General features: G+C 42.2%; 13 protein-coding genes. 8 read left to right on the top strand and 5 right to left on the bottom strand.

The features are described 5' to 3' along the window. Positions 1-138: 138 nt before the first annotated feature. Positions 139-1,281: a formate/nitrite transporter family protein gene (locus V6252_RS11015; protein ID WP_341610481.1), complete on the bottom strand. Its 1,143-nt coding sequence runs from the start codon at positions 1,279-1,281 to the stop codon at positions 139-141. 260 nt (positions 1,282-1,541) lie between these two features. Between V6252_RS11015 and V6252_RS11010 the strand changes: the two genes are divergently transcribed. The 3 genes from V6252_RS11010 to V6252_RS11000 all read left to right on the top strand — a co-directional run bounded on the left by V6252_RS11010 (position 1,542) and on the right by V6252_RS11000 (position 9,078). Further along, the gene (locus V6252_RS11010; protein ID WP_341610480.1) at positions 1,542-4,511 is read left to right on the top strand and encodes a valine--tRNA ligase; all 2,970 of its coding nucleotides are present in this window, start codon (positions 1,542-1,544) and stop codon (positions 4,509-4,511) included. Between the two features lie 222 nt (positions 4,512-4,733). Then, positions 4,734-7,556, top strand: a complete 2,823-nt coding sequence (locus V6252_RS11005; protein WP_341610479.1) for an SIR2 family protein — start codon at positions 4,734-4,736, stop codon at positions 7,554-7,556. A gap of 226 nt (positions 7,557-7,782) precedes the next feature. Next, a complete protein-coding gene (locus V6252_RS11000) occupies positions 7,783-9,078 on the top strand; it encodes a VWA domain-containing protein (protein WP_341610478.1) in 1,296 nt (431 codons plus the stop codon). A 109-nt stretch (positions 9,079-9,187) separates the two neighbouring features. On the opposite strand, the gene V6252_RS10995 is transcribed toward V6252_RS11000, so the two are convergent. Continuing rightward, positions 9,188-10,084, bottom strand: a complete 897-nt coding sequence (locus V6252_RS10995) for an ABC transporter substrate-binding protein (protein ID WP_341610477.1) — start codon at positions 10,082-10,084, stop codon at positions 9,188-9,190. 251 nt (positions 10,085-10,335) lie between these two features. On the opposite strand from V6252_RS10995, the gene V6252_RS10990 reads away from it, so the two are divergent. The 3 genes from V6252_RS10990 to V6252_RS10980 all read left to right on the top strand — a co-directional run bounded on the left by V6252_RS10990 (position 10,336) and on the right by V6252_RS10980 (position 11,682). Next, positions 10,336-10,497 (top strand): hypothetical protein, encoded by a 162-nt coding sequence (locus tag V6252_RS10990; protein ID WP_341610476.1) that lies wholly within the window; start codon positions 10,336-10,338, stop codon positions 10,495-10,497. A 309-nt stretch (positions 10,498-10,806) separates the two neighbouring features. Next, positions 10,807-11,229 carry a YbaN family protein gene (locus V6252_RS10985; protein WP_057761636.1) on the top strand — a complete coding sequence of 141 codons (423 nt, stop codon included), beginning with the start codon at positions 10,807-10,809 and terminating at the stop codon, positions 11,227-11,229. A 243-nt stretch (positions 11,230-11,472) separates the two neighbouring features. After that, on the top strand, positions 11,473-11,682 hold the full coding sequence (locus V6252_RS10980; RefSeq protein ID WP_045453470.1) for a cold-shock protein: 210 nt from the start codon (positions 11,473-11,475) through the stop codon (positions 11,680-11,682). 302 nt (positions 11,683-11,984) lie between these two features. Here the strand turns inward: V6252_RS10980 and V6252_RS10975 are convergent, their stop codons facing one another. Beyond that, entirely contained in the window at positions 11,985-13,109 is a 1,125-nt protein-coding gene (locus V6252_RS10975; protein ID WP_341610475.1) for a YeiH family putative sulfate export transporter, read from the bottom strand. Positions 13,110-13,329: 220 nt separating this feature from the next. Between V6252_RS10975 and V6252_RS10970 the strand changes: the two genes are divergently transcribed. Next, complete coding sequence (locus V6252_RS10970) at positions 13,330-14,265, top strand: LysR substrate-binding domain-containing protein (protein WP_341610474.1); 936 nt, start codon at positions 13,330-13,332, stop codon at positions 14,263-14,265. Between the two features lie 120 nt (positions 14,266-14,385). On the opposite strand, the gene V6252_RS10965 is transcribed toward V6252_RS10970, so the two are convergent. Both V6252_RS10965 and V6252_RS10960 read right to left on the bottom strand, forming a co-directional pair. Then, on the bottom strand, positions 14,386-14,847 hold the full coding sequence (locus V6252_RS10965; RefSeq protein WP_057761630.1) for a universal stress protein: 462 nt from the start codon (positions 14,845-14,847) through the stop codon (positions 14,386-14,388). A 99-nt stretch (positions 14,848-14,946) separates the two neighbouring features. Beyond that, a complete protein-coding gene (locus tag V6252_RS10960; protein WP_341610473.1) occupies positions 14,947-15,408 on the bottom strand; it encodes a universal stress protein in 462 nt (153 codons plus the stop codon). Between the two features lie 296 nt (positions 15,409-15,704). On the opposite strand from V6252_RS10960, the gene V6252_RS10955 reads away from it, so the two are divergent. Beyond that, entirely contained in the window at positions 15,705-18,785 is a 3,081-nt protein-coding gene (locus V6252_RS10955; RefSeq protein ID WP_341610472.1) for an insulinase family protein, read from the top strand. The last annotated feature ends 50 nt before the right edge of the window (positions 18,786-18,835 follow it).

Below are 18,835 nucleotides of genomic sequence, written 5' to 3'. Positions count from 1 at the left end.
AATGTATGATGCAATAAAAAAGCCCATAATCCGCTTTTTATAATCAAGCGTGTTATGGGCTTTTGCGTTTAATGCTCGTTTTAACTCAAACCAGCTTTAGCTTAAATAAGTTTGGCTCAAACCAGTTTTATCTCAAGTCTAGAATCTTCGTCTGTCCATTTTCGCTCTTGCCTCGGCGGCTTGCTCTTTTACTTTTTCAATTTCAAATAAGAACGTACGGTTTTTGAGTACCGCGACGAATACCACACCACCGACTGTATTGCCCACCAATACCACGACTAAAAATACCAAGTAGCGCCAGAGACTGACGGTATTGCCATATAGTAATGCTGAAAATACTTCGATATTGCCCACGATACTATGATGCAAGCCTAAAAACCCAATACTACCAGTGATAAGCGTCACCAATACGATACGGCTAAGTGTGTCACGTGCGGAGGTCACCAGCCATGCAGCCACGCCCATCATCCAGCCTGCTAGCACGGCGCTGCCAAAGATAACCCACCACTCAAAACCTAAGATATGCTCGGCATAAACATCGATAGCATGGTCTGTAAACAGGTGCATATGCAGTCCTAGACCAATCATCAACGCTGCAAAGATACAGCCGCCAACGATATTACCAGCGATGACGATGCCCCACAGCCGCAGGAGCTTGTGTAGCGGTTCAATTTTATTTAAGACAGGTAAGCTCAAGAGGGAAGTCTGCTCAGTAAATAATAACGATTGACCAATCACCACGATAATAAAGCCGATTGGATACAGCAGTGACGACAGTACCATGGCATAGCGACTTGGTATCACGTCATTAAGTAGGGCAAACGCTGATAAAATCATAAAAAAGCTAATACCAATCTCTAGCCCAGCCGTAAAGGCACTGGTAAATAGCGAGCCAAGTGAGCGCTCAAAGGTTTCTTTCGCGTGGATAACTTGCTCGACTAAGATACTGGCGTAGCTTTTTGCTTGGCTTAGATTGTCGTCACTAGCGACCTTTTTGATGGTTTCTTTGTCTTCGTCGCTGATTTCTTCTGGTAGGTCATCATTTTCTAAGTCTTCAGTGGCTTTGATAGGTTCGTCTACGTAGCCATCTGAAGTTTCGTTTGCATGACTGTCTGTAGTGTCGTCTGCGTCCTTGTCTACCTCAATGTCTTTAGAAGAATCGCTGTTTTCTTCTAGCGTATGATTATCTTTAGGCATAGGAGGGGTGGTGTTCACGCTCAGACGCTCGCTGTCTGATAGATTAGCCTGAGAATCATGGTCATGCTCGGTATCTTGGGACACGGTTGGCTCGCTGGTTATAGGCTAATGATTTTGTTGCATAAGTAATCTCTATTATATTTCCCATTCTTCTGATTGCTGTTGTTAATTGATTAACAATTTGAGTAATAAATCACCTTCAGGCTTTATAAATTGCCTTACCATCTAACAAAATCTGCCTATCTGCGTTAAAATCACACTATCAACTATTTTTCCTGTTTTTATAGCGTTTTACGCTATCTCATTTTGACCACATTCATTATCAACAATAAGATCACCCTATTATGAGCAATCCTAATACCGATACCAGCATTGATAGCAATGCGAAGACCAATCTGACCCAGTCGATCCAAGCGGCGTTGAGCCAATTAGAGAGCGCCTATAATCCTGCGGAAGTCGAAGCAGGTATGTATCAAGGCTGGGAAGAAAGCGGCTATTTTCAGCCGACTTTTGACAAAGACGAGTCGTTTTCTATTGCGCTGCCACCGCCAAACGTCACCGGCTCGCTGCATATGGGACATGGTTTTAACAATGCAATCATGGATGCGCTCACGCGTTATCACCGTATGGATGGCGACAATACGCTGTGGCAACCAGGTACGGATCATGCGGGTATCGCCACCCAGATGGTTGTTGAGCGTCGCTTAGAAGCGCAAGGAATCAAACGCCGTGATATGACGCGTGCAGACTTCATCGATAAAGTCTGGGAATGGAAAGAAGAGTCGGGCGGCAATATCACCAGCCAAATTCGCCGTTTGGGTAGCTCGGTTGACTGGTCGCGTGAGCGCTTTACCATGGATGATGGTTTATCTAACGCGGTAAAAGAAGTGTTCGTACGCCTGTTTGACGATGGTTTAATTTATCGTGGTAAGCGTTTGGTCAACTGGGATCCTAAATTCCAAACTGCATTGTCTGACCTAGAAGTCGAAAACCACGATGAAAAAGGCAGCTTGTGGCATTTCCGCTATCATTTCACAGATACAGAGCTACTAACTCAAGATGGTAAAAACTATCTGGTTGTAGCCACCACGCGTCCTGAGACACTCCTTGGTGATACCGCTGTCGCCGTCAATCCTAGCGATGAGCGTTACGCGCACTTGGTCGGTAAAACCATTACCTTGCCAATTACGGGTCGTGTCGTGCCTATCGTCGCTGATGATTATGTCGAAAAAGACTTCGGTACAGGCTGCGTAAAAATTACCCCAGCGCATGATTTTAACGATTATGAATTGGGTCGTCGCCATAGCTTGCCACTGATTAATATCCTTGATGAGCGCGCCAATATCTTGCCAGCGATGGAAGTGTATCCTGATTTGCAGACACGTGAGCCAACGTTAGAGACCACGCCGAGCGAATATGCAGGACTTGAGCGTTTTGCTGCGCGTAAGTTCCTTGTAGAGCAAGCAGGCGAGCAGGGCTGGCTAGAAGAGGTAGAGGACTATGCGCTAAAAGCTCCGCGTGCTGAGCGTGGCGGTACGATCGTTGAACCGTGGTTGACCGATCAGTGGTATGTCGCGGTCAAAGAGCTTGCCAAGCCTGCGATCGACGCGGTAGAAGACGGCAGCATTGAGTTCGTCCCTGCGCAGTACAAAAACATGTATATGGCGTGGATGACGGATCTACAAGACTGGTGCATTAGTCGTCAGCTATGGTGGGGTCATCGTATCCCTGCATGGTATGACGATGCGACAGGTGAAATCTATGTCGCCCGTGACGAAGCTGAAGTACGCACTAAGTACAACTTAAGCGACGATGTAAAACTGCGCCAAGACGATGACGTACTCGATACGTGGTTTAGCTCTGGTCTATGGACATTTAGTACACTTGACTGGGCAGACGTCAACGCCGATCCACGCGTGATGGACACTTTCCATCCAACCAGTGTATTGGTGACAGGTTTTGACATTATTTTCTTTTGGGTTGCCCGCATGATCATGATGACCATGCACTTTGTGAAAAACGAAGACGGCACGCCGCAAGTACCGTTTAAGACCGTCTATGTGCATGGTCTGGTACGTGATGGCAATGGTCAAAAAATGTCAAAATCAAAAGGCAACGTCTTAGATCCGATCGATCTAATCGACGGTATTGAGCTAGAAGCACTGGTCGAAAAACGCACCAGCAATATGATGAACCCAAAAGACGCGGCCAAAATCGAAAAGCAAACGCGTAAAGAGTTCCCAGAAGGTATCCCAGCTTATGGTACCGATGCACTGCGCTTTACCTTTACCTCATTGGCCAGTACTGGTCGCGATATCAACTTTGATCTAAAGCGTGTTGAGGGCTATCGCAACTTCTGTAATAAAATCTGGAACGCCAGCCGTTTTGTACTCATGAACTGTGTCGATGGTGAGGGCAGTGCCAAGCCTATCGACCAAGTGGCAAATCCTGACGTATGGGAATTGCCAGAAAAATGGATCATGAGTCGTCTGAACTCTACCATTACTGATATCCATCAGCATTTTGCTCAGTATCGTCTCGATATGGTCAGCCAAGATATCTATGAGTTTATCTGGAACGAGTACTGTGATTGGTATGTTGAGCTTGCCAAAGCCAGCCTAAATGATGACTCGGTATCGGATGAGCGCAAAGCGCAAATCCGTTATGTACTACTGCATGTGCTAGAGACGGCGCTACGCTTCACTCATCCAATCATGCCGTATCTGACTGAGCAAATCTGGCAGACCATCGCGCCGCTACTGGGTCGTAAAAACACTGACAGCATCGTGGTCGCTGACTATCCAAAAACGGATGATGCACAAATCAGTGAGCAAGTTGAGGCGGATATGGCGTGGCTACAGGAGCTAATCGCTAGCGTCCGTAACATCCGTGGTGAGATGAAACTGGGTAATGCGGTACGCCTGCCAGTGCTACTACAAAACGTCTCTCAAGATGAAGAAGCGCGTCTGTCACGTATCAAAAATCAGTTCAAAGCGCTTGCCAAAGTCGAGAGCCTAGAGATCGTCAAAGAAGGCGATGAGGTGCCATTGTCATCATCAAGTATGGTCGGTCAGCTACGGGTACTCGTACCGATGAAAGGTCTGATCGATCCAACGGCTGAGCTGGCACGTTTAGGTAAGTCATATGATAAGTTGAAAGGACAATCCGAAGGCATCGCGCGTAAGCTCGGTAATGAAGGCTTTGTCAGTAAAGCACCTGTGGAAGTGGTAGAAGCAGAGAAAGCGAAATTGGCTGAGCTAGAAGGGCAGTTGACCGCGATGACGGCGCAGATGGAGCAGTTAAAAGCGTTGTAAGAAAAGTGAAAGCTTAAAAAGCATAGCCTCAGCATCGGAGTCCTTTAATAAGGGGCAAATATGCGATGCGTGAGGCGGTGTTCTTTAAAAGTTTAGCTCGTCCCTCGCGCAAGAGTAGATTTTATGCAGAGATAAGTACGAACACAGTCTTAGAATAGCACTAATATTTCATATTCAGACAAATATAAAAATCATTAAATTTATGGAAAATGGACTTAATTCATGTTATTCAATCAGTCAAATATCACTTCAATAGTTGAAGCTAGCCAAGGTAATAATCTAGTTGTCTTTATTGGAGCAGGGTTCTCAAAATTCTCTCAGTCTGATACTGCAGATTTCCCTTCATGGTTTGAATTGATAGAGGAACTCAAAGAGGAATTAGAAACTAACGAAAATGACTTTCTAAAAGTAGCACAACTATATGAATTAACATTTGGGAAATATAGACTATATCAAAGAGTTAAAAAATCTATTCCATTTCATGCTCTTCCTTCAGAATTTCATAGAGAGATTTTTAAGCTAAATCCAAAATATGTTTTAACAACTAATTGGGATGACTTACTTGAAAAAACAGTCAATGAGAATAATTTAAACTATGATATAGTTAAAAGTGATATAGATTTAGTGAAATCAGCAGGATTAAAGAAGCTAGTAAAGATACATGGGTCGCTAGATTCACATAATATTGTTTTTACAGAAGATGATTACTTAAATTATAGCCTGAATAGCCCACTTATTGAAAATTTCTTAAGACATATACTTTCGACTATGACAGTTTTATTTTTAGGATATTCTTTCAGTGATAACGATTTGAAAATGATCACAAAGTGGATTGAGAAACAGTCCAACATATCTCCTCCTAGATACTTATTACATAACACCAAAGATGAAGCATATAGTAAATATCTCTTAAATCATGGGATAAATGTTATATCTCCGAAAAAAATAACAAGCTTCCCAGATTTATATGATAATTTTTTTAAACAGCTACATGCAGACCCTATAGTTAATAAGATAAGCTCAGAAGGGAAAGATGTAACTGAACTAGATGCTATTGATTTTTTTTATAAAAAATTAAAAGTCCTTTCGGAGTTCAATTCACTATTACCTGAGCAGATCACAGATATATTCAGTAATTGTACAATTGAATATCATGAAGATATTTTCGGATTGTGGTTTCATAAAGACACAATGACTATGGATTATGATAAAGATATTAGGAATATTTATAAGCTATTTTTCAATGTGGTTTCGAGTCCAGAAAAATTAGATAAATTATATAAATTCAATAATATTAATCATAAAATAAATTATATTGCTAATGTATTTCTCTCTGCTAACGTTATTTTTATTAGGTACGATAAACATATTAATATTACTACTATTCTTAAAGAAGAAAACATAAGTGAAAAAAACCAAAAAATAATAGGGGATTTTGAAAAATTTATTAGGTTTGACCCTAAGATGAATTCAGATTTATTCTTACCTATCAAAATTGCTCTTGAGGGTGATGATAAGAAAGAAGAAAACTTAGTTTATAGGAAAGACAGTATCTATCAAATGATTTTAGAGAATAAAAGGAATCAAGACCATGCTAGAGCTATGATAAATCAATTTAATCATAATGTAATAGTCGACAAATTAATACTTACGATGTCATTTGATAAAGAAAAACGTATCGAGGAAAGAATTGATTTGGAAGAGGATTACTTGAAAAGTAGCTTCTTAATAAACACTAAAGAAAAGTTAAATACATTAGTAAAAGCTTTAAACTTTTATTGGGTATATCAATCCTACTTTGATGCTAGCAATGATCATGAAAAATTTAGTAATTTAGCTCTAAATATAAAAAATGGTGGATTTGGCTTCGATAATAAAAAAATGCGCTCAAATGATAGATATATTCAGTTATTGAAATTTTATTCAACTAATAATATTTTGATTGATGATTATATAGAGTTTAAGTCATTAATGCGTCTATATGTAACTAGTAAGATTGAAATACAATCAATTGAAGATAAATATCTTTTAAAAGTACAAGATTTTTTTATAATGATAAAGTATTTCGAATTCGATGATATTCTAAAATTAATACATACTAATATTCTTATAAAGTTTAAAGAAATTGAAAAAGAGGGTATGGGAAGAGAAATATTTTTAATCACAGAATATGAAAAAAATTATCTATTAGAGTCTTTATCTAACTTATCTGAGTATATACAGCAAGCTAAAATATCAGCCTATGAGAATGTTATAACTAAATCTTTTGTCAATATAGTAGTTACAATATCTCTGATAGATTGGAATGAGAAAGAATGGGGGTTGATAGTTAGAACTATTATCGAAGCACTTAATAAGATTCATTTGCCTCATAGATGTTTAAGAGCTATAGATAATCTAATACTAATAAATTATAAGCTATACAAAAAGGATATACCGGAACTACTTAATTTTTTCGATATTATTCTATTAAAAATATATCATAGAAAGCTTAGTTTTATTAATAGTAAAGATGTTGATTTTGATTTTAAAAATATTTATCAATATGGTAGTATCATAGAGTCCAAGTATTCTAATACAGGATTAGTTGAAAAGGTTGTAGATACTTTTAAAATTGATTTTAAAAAAAATAAAGAGCTACAAAGGCAACAGTCAAAGTCAATTCTGTTACCTATAATGCCAATATCTAGTAAAAATGTTAAGCAATTGATAAAGAAATATATTAACAGAATAAGAATAAAAAAATGGGATGATGATTTTTTCGGTAAGTATCAAGAAATTATTTTTGAATTAGATTTTATTCAATATGGATTTAGTAACAGAGAAAATTTTACAAGCTTTCTAAACAGGTGGATTGACAGCTATTTCTGTGAAGATGTTTTTACTGATATTGAATTTCTTAAAGTAGGGGGTGTTGAACAATTTTTGGAGTATTTTTCATTTCTAGGCAAAAGTAAGGGAATTTGCAACTTTAACGTATTACACGATTCATTAAATAAAAAATATAAGTATATTTTGCGAGAACGAGAAGTAAGTAGTGATTAAATTAGATGTCAAATAGTGCTTTTAGGTTTATTAAAGCAACGTGATAATAGGATAGTCATCTTACTAACCAATTTTCCCCTATCCTGCAAAGTCAATTACCCAAGACTTCGTTGTTGCTTTATTTTTGACTAAAAGCTTATGTTAACAAAATCTACTATCTGCTAGATAGCAAAATTACAAATATATGAATCAAACTATCATTAAGTATGATTTATTAAGGAACACCATGAATCATCTCACCGTTGGACAACGCGCGCCTTTAAGCAACCTTGCTATTGATGATACCGCACCCATCACGCTCAAATTTACTCGTCAAAGCCCAATAGAGATGGACATCAGCTGCTTTGCCTTAGACGCAGCAGGCAAACTGATCAATGATGATTACATGGTGTTTTATAATCAGCCAACCTCACCATGCGGGCAAATCAAGCTCACGCATTATGAGTCGCAGCCAACGGCGAATAAAGGCATCCAAGCCGAGTTTGAGGTCAACTTATCCAAACTGGCTGCGAATATAGACAGCTTGTTTTTTGTATTATCAGCCGACACCCCGCTCAATCAAATTCAATCGCTAGAGATTGGCATTTGGCAGCAGTCGCAAAAAGTACAGGCAGAGTATCAAGCAGCAGACTTTGCCCAGCAGCAAGCCAGTATGCTAATGCAGCTTTATCGTAAGAGTGGCGTTTGGCGAGTATCCAACGTCGCGCAAGGCTTTAATGGTGGACTTGCCGCCATCGTACAGCATTTCGGTGGTGACGTAGAAGAGAGTAGCTCTACAGTAGAAGAGACCGCCACGCCAGTTCAAGCAAAACCATCGCTCGAAAAAGTGATGCTAGACAAAGCGCCAAAACTGGTCAATTTGGCCAAAAAAGCCACAATATCGCTTGAAAAACGCCAATTGCAGCAATTAACCGCAAAGGTAGCACTGGTACTAGATGCCTCAGGCTCAATGAACAGACAGTACAAAAAAGGCCGCGTGCAAGAGGTGGTCAACCGCATATTGCCATTGGCAGTGAACTTCGATGACGACCAAGCGCTAGACTGCTGGGCGTTTGCCCGAGATCCGCAGTATTTGGGTGAGATTGGGCTGAGCAACTATGATGGTTTTATTAACAATGCTCATGGCGGTTGGCGCAAATGGGCACTTGGCCCGCGCATCAATAACGAAGCAGAGGTCATGAAAGCCGTGACGGAGTTTTACCAAAAGGACGGTTTAGATGTGCCTATCTACGTGCTATTTATCAGTGATGGCGGGGTGAATGACAATCGCGGTATCACAAGAGTCATGACGGAAGCGGCGAAACTGCCGATATTTTGGCAATTTGTGGGCTTAGGTGGTCGTGGTTATGGCATCCTAAAAAAACTAGACGACATGACAGGGCGCGTGATTGATAATTGCGACTTTTTTGAACTCGATGATTTGGATGATATCAGCGAAGAAGCGTTGTATGAAAACATGCTAGAAGAGTTCCCAATGTGGCTAAAAGAAGCCAAGCAACTTGGTATAGTCAATTCACTATAAAAGTATGACTGCGCTAACCTCACTATTCGATTACAGCTAAATAAAAAACCGCCACAGTAAATGCCATGGCAGTTTTTTGTTATTTAAAATATCTTAACTGCTAAAATCTCTATAGCGCCCACAGCGATTGATACTGCTCATCAGTCAAGGTCACGATATCGATTTCGGCTAGCATCTCACGCAGCTCTTCCCACTTATTTGCATCAGGCTTGATCGGCGTGATCAATTTGCCCAGCGTATTATCAATAATCGCATCCATCAGCGTATCTGCTTCGGTTTTACTGTAGTCGTAATACATACGGTGGGCGGTGGCTGGCTCATTTTTACACAGCTCTGTCATCTGGTTGGTCACTTGAATAAAGGTATTTATCGCGTCTTTTTTTGCACTATAGATATCCTCAGTCGTGAGGATTTCTAACGCTGAAAAGTTCGGATAAGGGGAGAGGTTCTGATCGATAAACGTAAAGTCTAGCCCTTCATGAGTTGCTTCAACGCCCTCAAAATTATAAAAGCATAGCCATGCGCCATCGAGGCTTGGGTCTTCTTGCAGGTTTTTTATATGATAAAAGTCTTCTTGCACAAAGCTCACATTATCACGGCTGATAGTAAAGCCGTTTTTCTTGGCATAACGCGCCAATATCTCAAAGCCAATACGATTGGTTTTTTCCTCAGCGGCAGGGGTGCAGATGCGGATAGGCTGATTGTTTTTTAATTTATCCATACTAGACTGCTGCATCAATATGCCGCCATCGGTCTCAAAAAAGCAGCCCAGTGCACGTAGGTTAGGCGCGTAATGCTCAAACAAGTGGATAGGCTCATTGACATGCAGATCGATACTTTGGTTCTGTAATTCGGCAAAGCCATCATAGTGGTCATCTGGCTCGATAATGGTGATATCAAGCCCTGCCTGCTCATATGCGCCCGTGGTCACACCAGCGATAAAGGGCAGGTGATCAGGGTTTAAAAACCATTCGAGGGTCAGAGTAAGTTTGGTGGTCGGCTGCATGGTTGTTTCCTTTTTAAGTATAGAAAACAATCAGACTGATACGATTAAGGCAAAACAAGGAAGGCCAAATAAGAAAGGTAAAGTCTCGATGCTAACTGTCATATGCTTGGCGTTTGATATGGTTATCATCACCAGTACATCACCTATAGACTGCTCTTATTTATAGACCTCTGAGGGCGTGTCACGCTTGTTTCCTACGTCAGTGCTAACTGCTTCAGGTTCACGGGTGTGTCTCAGCGATGATGTGAGCTGTGTCTACAGCGTTAAATCAAAGCACCCCGACAAGATTGATCGGTATTACATTATTTTTGGTCAGTACTGCTAATGAATCCGTACTGCTAATGGCTATTATCGATAGTTACTGCGTCATCATAGACGACTTACAAGATGGGATGCAAGCGTATCGGGAATGACGATGACAGGTAATGACTGATGTTCGTTAACCGCTTTTTATGACAGATGTTGCTTATCACGGCTTGTCGTAACTTTTTATAAGCGCTTTCAATCGACGTATTAATAAAAGAATGCAGTATTTATCATTGGTACTTACCCAATTACTAACCAAACATACCTATCAATAGCAAAAACCTTATATAAATAGTCTTGTGCACAGACGGGCGATATTGCATGATTAGCCTTCTATGCCACCGCTTATATAATAGGCGCTACTCTAAACAACTGACATTTGGCATAACTGACAACTTACACGACCGACAACTCATATGACCGATAATAAAAAAGCGTTCTATTACCGACCTAAGACTGATCAATCCAACAGCCCAATGCTGCGTTGGACCTTTGTGACGCTTGGTTGGTTGTTTTTTATCTTGGGTATTATCGGTATATTGTTGCCAGTGATGCCCACCGCGCCTTTTATCTTGTTAGCAGCAGGTTGCTGGGCGCGTAGTTCTCGACGCTTTCATTTTTGGCTGATCAATCATAAATACTTTGGTAAATTTGTCCGTGATTGGGAAGCAAATCATGCCGTTCCGCTTTATGCCAAGTGTTTAGCGACGGTTATGATGGCAGCATCAACAATTATGTTATTTTATCGTTTGCCTGCCGATATGATGTGGATGGCATGGGCGGTAGCCGCTGTCTGTAGTGGGGTAGCGATATATTTGTTCCGTTTACCAAATGCCTAAATCCGTTGCAATTTGCGCCAAAATCAGCCAATAAACGGCTCTGGTTACACGAAACATGAGATAAGACTTGCGATACTAGGATGTACCCCTTATAATACGCCCAAGCTTAAGAGCAGTTCTGCACCAAATCATTACCTCGTAGTATTAGTTATAATCCTTCGTTTTAATATTTATCGTTCAGTAGCTATTTGCAAGCGTTACCGGTCACTAGACCATTAATAAATTTAAAAGTAGGATTATACTATGTCAGACGTTCAAAAAGGTACAGTTAAGTGGTTCAACGAAGCTAAAGGCTTTGGTTTTATCGCTCCAGAAACTGGCGCAGACGTTTTTGCTCATTACAGCGAAATCACTGGTTCAGGTTTCAAAACTTTGGCTGAAGGCCAAGAAGTTGAGTTCACTGTAACTCAAGGCCAAAAAGGCCCACAAGCACATAACATCGTTGCTATCTAATTTGTCTTTATAGACAGATAGATGAATAGATGTAGAAAAGCGAACCTTCGGGTTCGTTTTTTTTCGTCTGCTATTTAGTATTTAGAGACTTGGTATTTACAGTATTAGTGTTTAAAGCATTAGTACTTAAGAGATTGGTATCTAAGACACTGGTATTAAAGTTAGTACTAGTCCAAGATTAAAGGTTTTAGCCAATTATATTAGATCAAATAACAGATGCAAAAAGGTCTCCGACTATAAATAGTTGGAGGCCTTTTATATTATGCAATGACATCAGCAGTTAAGAATGGACATTTAGCTTATTATATAAAGCTAATGCCGATATTGATCAGACCGCCGCCCAGTATCAACCAACCAAACATAATAGCACCTAAGATAAGGGGTCTAACGCCAGCTTGTTTGATCGCACTTAGATGCGTGGTCAAACCTAATGCAAACATAGCCATCGTCAGTAACACATCATCTAGCATCACCATATTGTGTACGATATTCTCAGACATCGGCACCCAAGTATGTATCAACACAATGCCGATAAAGATAAACGCAAACCATGGCACTTTAACTTGTTTAACACGAGTCATAAATGACGCTGTCTCGTTTTTATTGCTCTTATCTTCTATAGTCGAAACATCTACGGTGCGATCTTTGGTTAGCGCAAACGATAACACAAGCAGGAAAGGCGCGAGCATCATGACACGTATCATCTTGGTCACGACCGCGGTATCACCAATCTCAGTATTGATTGCATTGCCCGCGACCACGACTTGCGCCACCTCATGGACGGTTGAGCCAGTGTACATGCCGTACTGCTGGGCGCTGAGCCAAGGTTGTAACCAACCCAGATGATATAAAAAAGGATATAGCAGCATCGCAATAGTGCCAAACACCACCACAGTTGCCACGGCGATAGTGACCTTGTGAGCTTGCGCGTTGACGACTGGCTCTGCGGCAATGACGGCAGCAGCACCGCAAATACTCGCGCCTGAGCCAATCAAAATCACCGTTTCTTTATCGACTTTTAACCATCTAGTACCCAACCAATAGGTCAGCAAAAAGGTTGACGTCAATACGAGCGCGTCAGTCATAATCGCTGGCATACCGACGCTCGCAACTTGCGTCATGGTTAGTTTAAACCCATAAAACATAATCGCTAAGCGCAAGATTTGACCTTTGGCAAAGCAAACGCCACCGTTTAAACGTTCAGCGAGTTTAGGATAGATGGTATTGCCCAAGATCATGCCTAGCAAAATCGCTAGCGTTAAAGAGGACAATCCAACGATACGTCCGTTTGACCAGATATCCAAACTACTATCCAACCATAAGCAAAACAAACTACCAATCAGAACGACTACCAATCCCATTAAGTGACGGTGATTGGGGGTATAGTTATGAACGGAGTTGCTGACTGATTGGACGAATGTGTGCATAACGCGGCATCCTATTACTTATATTAAGATAAGCATAAGCTTATGAATAGACAGTATATGCCCGCTGTATTTATAATAAAAACAGATTAATAAGATATAAACTATCGATTTTTTAGGTTAGTATCTATAATAAAAATAGGTATACCGCGCATGAGCATCAAAAAAGACAAACATCACGGATAAAACAGCGCAAAGACTGACATAAGGCAACATCGATAACATGAAAAAATCAGTGCAGACAGTGCCAAAGATTACGCTTAAGCAGCTTGCTGTTTTTGTCAGTATTTATCAAACAGGTAGCACCAGTCGCGCCAGTGAGGAGCTGCACTTATCGCAATCAGCGGTCAGTAACGCGCTGACAGAGCTAGAGTCTAGACTACAGATGCCGCTATTTGAGCGCGTCGGTCGCAGGCTTAATCAACACCCCAATGCTCATCCTATTTATATACAGGCACAGGCTATCTTGGGTCAGTCGCTCACGCTTGAGCATTATCATCAGTATCAAGCAGGACAGATTCATATCGGTGCTAGTACCACTATCGGCAACTACGTGCTGCCGTCATTGCTTGGCAAGCTATATGAAGCGCTGCCCGATGCCAATGTCGATATGTATATTGCCAATACGCAAGAGGTAGTGAGCGAGGTTGAGCAACTAAATATCGATATCGCGCTGGTAGAAGGAATGCCGCGTCCGGTAGATATGAAAGCCATTGAGCAGCGTGAATGGCGCACCGATACACTAGTGATATTTGCCAAGCGTGATAGCAAGTGGCTAAAGAATGTGGCTACCTATAGCGAAGACGAGGACTGCTCTCAGCTGAGTATTAATCAGCTAGCGCAGTTGCCGTTACTGGTGCGTGAGGCAGGGTCAGGCACACGGCAGATTATCGATGAGCAACTGCTTAAGTATCTACCCAATGCAGAAGTGGTAAAGGCGATACATCAGTCTGAGGCCATCAAACACATGGTGAGTGCAGATATTGGTCTTGGTTGTCTATCGCAGCATGTGATTGAGACGGAATTGGCGACAGGTGAGCTGGTACAAGTAAATGTAGCGGGAATTGATTTATCGCGTACATGGTGGCTGGTCTGGCACAAAGCTCGGCACCAGAGCCCCATTTGGCAAACCTTTATAGATATTATTCAACAAGATTAAATGATGAGATTGTATGAACCTAAAATCTATTAGCCATAAAAAAGCGCAGCGTTGTAGTTTACGCTGCGCTTCTTTGTTTAGGATATGCTCTAGATGACATAAGACAATCAAAGCGTATTGTTATGCTGAAACAGGCTTGTCCAGTCGCACTACGAAGCTATCGCAAGGTACATTGGGCAAGATATTATCTGCTGTCGCGCCACTGATCCATGCAGCGATACCAGTACGCTTATGACGTCCGATGACCAATAGATCGACATCGTGTTTATGACAGTAGCTGACGATACCTTCACTGCTAGAAATGGCCGTCGTGACTTCCGACGTTGCTGCATTTAGCTGATTGCGTTCAAGGAATTGCGCCAGCTTTGCACGTGCTTCTTGGCAGCGTTCATCATCAATCTCATCGTATAGGCTAGAGGCAGGCACCAGCTCATAGCCGAAGCCAACCATGGTGTCTTTGACAATATGCAAAACAGATAGCTTAGAGCCTGGACGGTTTTCAACGATGCGCTTGGCCTTTTGGGCGACTATATCTGCATCAGAGAGTAAGTCGGTGACCAGTAAAATATGTTCGTAACTCATAGCGTCTTCCTCATGTCAGATAGTATTTACTATAGCACTACTCTAGGGCGCTGTTAAGTAAAGCTTGTCGTCTTTAGCAGCGGATTGGAGTAATGCCAATTATTCTAATACAGGCTGATCAAGCTTCACCACTAAACTGTCGCAAGGGACATTTGGCAAGATACTATCGGCAGTGGCTCCTACCAACCAAGCAGCAATACCATGGCGCTCATGACGTCCAATGATAAGTAAATCGACGTCTTTTTCACGGCAGTAATTAATGATACCTTTGCTATTAGATATAGCAGCGGTGACCTCAGAGTTGATTGCTTCCAGCTCATTACGTGCCAAAAATTGCGCCAGCTTAGTCCGTGCTTCTTGCCACTTCTCACTATCGACATCACCCGAGAGGCTAGAGGCAGGCACGAGCTCATAACCAAAGCGCACCATATCATCTTTGACTATATGCAAGACGGACAGTCTGGCTTCAGGAGAGCCTGCGAGGATACGCTTGGCTTTTAGCGCCACTTTGTCTGCATCGGACAGAAAATCAGTGACCAGTAAAACGTGTTGGTAGCTCATAAGATACTCCACTCCTGTTAATAGTTAACTTTATAGTAGCAGTGCAAATCACCTTTGTTAAGTGATAAATCCATAATAAAATTGTGGATATTAATGAAATTGCAACTATAAGGCTTTAATAGCTAAAGTTGATAGCCGCGTAGATTATGTGGTGGATTATTGCATGGCTGCTGCCTTGACTTATCCATGTCGCAGCCCCACTAATAGCGCTAAGCCAACTCTTTTTTAGCCAATTTATTACTCTATTTTCCCTGACAGTCAGGGCACTATACGCATGATAAGCGATAAGGATAACTATGACGGACACGCCATTTACTGCTGATTTAACCTTGCATCCAGCATTTGAGCTGATTGAGCATCGCCATATTGAGGCGCTATCGATGGATGTGCTGATCAGTCAGCATGTAAAAACAGGAGCGATGCATTATCATCTGGCACACCCAAGTGATGAGAATGCGTTTTTGGTCGGCTTTCGCACCCAGCCAATGGATTCAAAAGGCGAGGCGCATGTCTTAGAGCACGTGGCGTTATGTGGTTCGAATAAGTTCCCAGTACGTGATCCGTTCTTCTCAATGATTAAACGTTCATTAAACACGTTTATGAATGCGATGACCGCAGCTGATTGGACGGCCTATCCATACGCGACGCAAAACAAAAACGACTATTTTAATTTGCTCGCTGTCTATCTAGATGCCTCGTTTTTCCCAAATATTCATCCGCTCGATTTTGCGCAAGAAGGTATTCGCGTAGAGCTTGATGAAAATGATAAGCCGCAGTTTAAAGGTATCGTTTTTAATGAAATGAAAGGCGCGATGAGTGGCGAGATTGATCAGCTATATCATACGGTTGCTCATCATCTGTTCCCAACGACGACCTATCACTATAATTCAGGCGGCGATCCTGCCGATATCCCTGACTTGACGCACACTGAGCTGACCGAGTTCCACCAGAGCCATTATCATCCGTCAAACAGTGTCATCATGAGCTTCGGTAATATTCCTGTTGCCGAGACGCAAGCGAAAATACACGAAGATGCTTTGATTCAGTTTGAAGCAGGCAAGAAGCATGTATCGCGTCCAGAGCAACGTTTGTCTGCACCAATCAGTGCGGTTGATACTTATACTGCTGACGAAGCCGGCCCAGATCAGACGCATCATGTGGTTGCTTGGTTGCTACCATCGATTACCGATCCTAAGCAGCGTTTGGCATTGCGTCTATTAGAAGGCGTATTGATTGAGCATGCAGGCTCGCCATTGCGTGCTTATCTTGACAGCCATCCACTGGGTAAAGCGCCAAGTCCACTATTGGGTCTTGATGACAGTCATTATGAGATGGTCTTTTATACGGGACTGCGCGGCTCTAACCCTGAACATGCCGAAGCAGTCGAGCAGGGCATTATTGACTTGCTGACCGAAGTGGCCAATTCACCAGTCGATGATGAGACAATCGAAACCATTCTGCATCAGATTGAGATTGATCAGCGTCACATCGGCGGCGATAGCATTCCTTATGGTCTAAACCTCATGCTAGAGGGCTTTAGTACCGCCATTCATGATGGTAATCCTATCGACGTTTGGGAAGTGGATGAGCATCTACAGTGGCTGCGTGAGCAAGTCGTCGATCCGCAGTGGCTACCGAACTTGATTAAAACGCATCTATTGGACAATCAGCATCGCGTACGCGTAACGATGACCCCTGATAGCGAAAAAACAGCCCGTTTGGCAGCAGCTGAGCAGACTCGTTTAGATACTATCGCGATGGATTTGACTGCTGATGACAAGGCTATTTTGAAGCAACAAGCCTTAGATTTGGCTGCACGTCAAGCTGCGCCAGATGATTTAAGCTTATTACCAAAAGTAGGTCTAGAAGACGTACCAACGGATATCAGCTTTAAAGAAGGCACGCAAAAGCAGGTGCGTTTGAGCGGGCAAGACAGCACGCTATTTGAGTATGAAGCGGGCACTAATGGTATTTATTACTATCAAGTGATTGTCCCACTCACTGAAGCAATTGGTAATGCGAGCGCAGATGAGCTACCAGTCAATGATGTAATCAATCATCCATTGTTGCCTATTTATTTAAGTCTATTGTCTGAGCTAGGTACTGACTCGCTTAGTGCTCATGAGATGCAAGCTAAGCAAGCAGCGCATTCTTCTGGTGTGACCGCTCGTATTAGCCAACGTACCAACGTCGATGATAGCCAAGCAATTAGCAGCTACTTTGTCGTGGCAACGCGTGCGCTGAATCGTAAGCCTGAAGCGATTGATTTGCTCAAAGAAGTCATGGAGCACAGTATCTTTTCTGAGCATGACCGTATCAAAGAAATCTTGCAGCAGCGCCAAGCAGGTTGGCAGTCAAATTTAGCGGGATCTGGTCACTCTTATGCCATGCAAACTGCTAGTCGTGGTATGAGTCGCCAAGCACAGCTAGAGTATGTGCGTAGTGGTCTACCAGCATTGAACGCACTTAAAGACTTCCTGACGCATGCTAGTACAGATGATACTCAGTGGGATCAATTGGCTACGAGCTTGATGGATTTACATCAACGTCTGATCAGTTTGCCTAAGCATGCCGTTATTATCTGTGAAGCAGAGCAAACCGAACGCTTGAGTAGCTTAATCGTTGATAGCTGGAAAGACAGCCAAGCGACGACCGCTTCTAATGATCTAACGAACGCAGCAGCAAATATCCCAAGTGAGTTTGCAAACCTGCAATTAGATACTGCGTTAAATGGTGCGACTGATGCGGGTAAAACGTTAGAGAGTGGCGACGATGTTAAAAACGACGTGCTAGATGTTGCAGATTTAGCATGGTTAGTACCAACCAATGTCTATCATAATGCCAGTGCTTATACCGTGCCAGCTGCTGACCATCCTGATACCGCTGCATTAATGGTATTAGCGCCTTACTTACGTAACGGTTATTTGCACAGTGCGATTCGTGAGCGCGGCGGTGCCTATGGTGGCGGTGCAGGTTACGATGCCAACGCTTGTGCCTTTAAATTCTTTAGCTATCGTGATCCACAGTGCGCTGAGACCTTTGCTCACTTTGACGCCAGTATTGAGTGGTTATTAAACGAGCCACAGACCGATGAGCAGTTGGAAGAAGCTATCTTAGGTATTATCTCGGGTATGGATAAGCCGGGCTCTCCTGCAGGCGAAGCAATCAAAGCGTGCTTTGCAAACCTGCATCATCGCGGTGTTGACTGGCAGCGTAAAATGCGTGCGTCGATATTAGCCGTCACGGTTGCTGATTTGCAGCGCGTTGCCAAACAATATCTGCAAGGGCAAAAGCATGTACGCGCGGTGCTAGCGCCTTACGACAAAGAAGAGACGGTAAAAGGTCTTGGTTTTGAAGTTTGTAGAATTAAGAGCTAAGACGATTAGGTTTGTTATTGATTAAAAGTTAAGCACAAAAAAGCCAAGCA

The organism is Psychrobacter proteolyticus (genome assembly GCF_038155145.1).
Taxonomy (GTDB): domain Bacteria; phylum Pseudomonadota; class Gammaproteobacteria; order Pseudomonadales; family Moraxellaceae; genus Psychrobacter; species Psychrobacter proteolyticus_B.
This window is presented reverse-complemented; position numbering and strand designations above follow the sequence as displayed.

Excerpts from the sequence above, each read along its gene's own strand:
- V6252_RS11010 (WP_341610480.1), top strand. The coding sequence starts at position 1,542 with ATGAGCAATCCTAATACCGATACCAGCATTGATAGCAATGCGAAGACC.
- V6252_RS11005 (WP_341610479.1), top strand. The coding sequence starts at position 4,734 with ATGTTATTCAATCAGTCAAATATCACTTCAATAGTTGAAGCTAGCCAA.
- V6252_RS11000 (WP_341610478.1), top strand. The coding sequence starts at position 7,783 with ATGAATCATCTCACCGTTGGACAACGCGCGCCTTTAAGCAACCTTGCT.
- V6252_RS10995 (WP_341610477.1), bottom strand. The coding sequence starts at position 10,084 with ATGCAGCCGACCACCAAACTTACTCTGACCCTCGAATGGTTTTTAAAC.
- V6252_RS10985 (WP_057761636.1), top strand. The coding sequence starts at position 10,807 with ATGACCGATAATAAAAAAGCGTTCTATTACCGACCTAAGACTGATCAA.
- V6252_RS10980 (WP_045453470.1), top strand. The coding sequence starts at position 11,473 with ATGTCAGACGTTCAAAAAGGTACAGTTAAGTGGTTCAACGAAGCTAAA.
- V6252_RS10975 (WP_341610475.1), bottom strand. The coding sequence starts at position 13,109 with ATGCACACATTCGTCCAATCAGTCAGCAACTCCGTTCATAACTATACC.
- V6252_RS10970 (WP_341610474.1), top strand. The coding sequence starts at position 13,330 with ATGAAAAAATCAGTGCAGACAGTGCCAAAGATTACGCTTAAGCAGCTT.
- V6252_RS10965 (WP_057761630.1), bottom strand. The coding sequence starts at position 14,847 with ATGAGTTACGAACATATTTTACTGGTCACCGACTTACTCTCTGATGCA.
- V6252_RS10960 (WP_341610473.1), bottom strand. The coding sequence starts at position 15,408 with ATGAGCTACCAACACGTTTTACTGGTCACTGATTTTCTGTCCGATGCA.
- V6252_RS10955 (WP_341610472.1), top strand. The coding sequence starts at position 15,705 with ATGACGGACACGCCATTTACTGCTGATTTAACCTTGCATCCAGCATTT.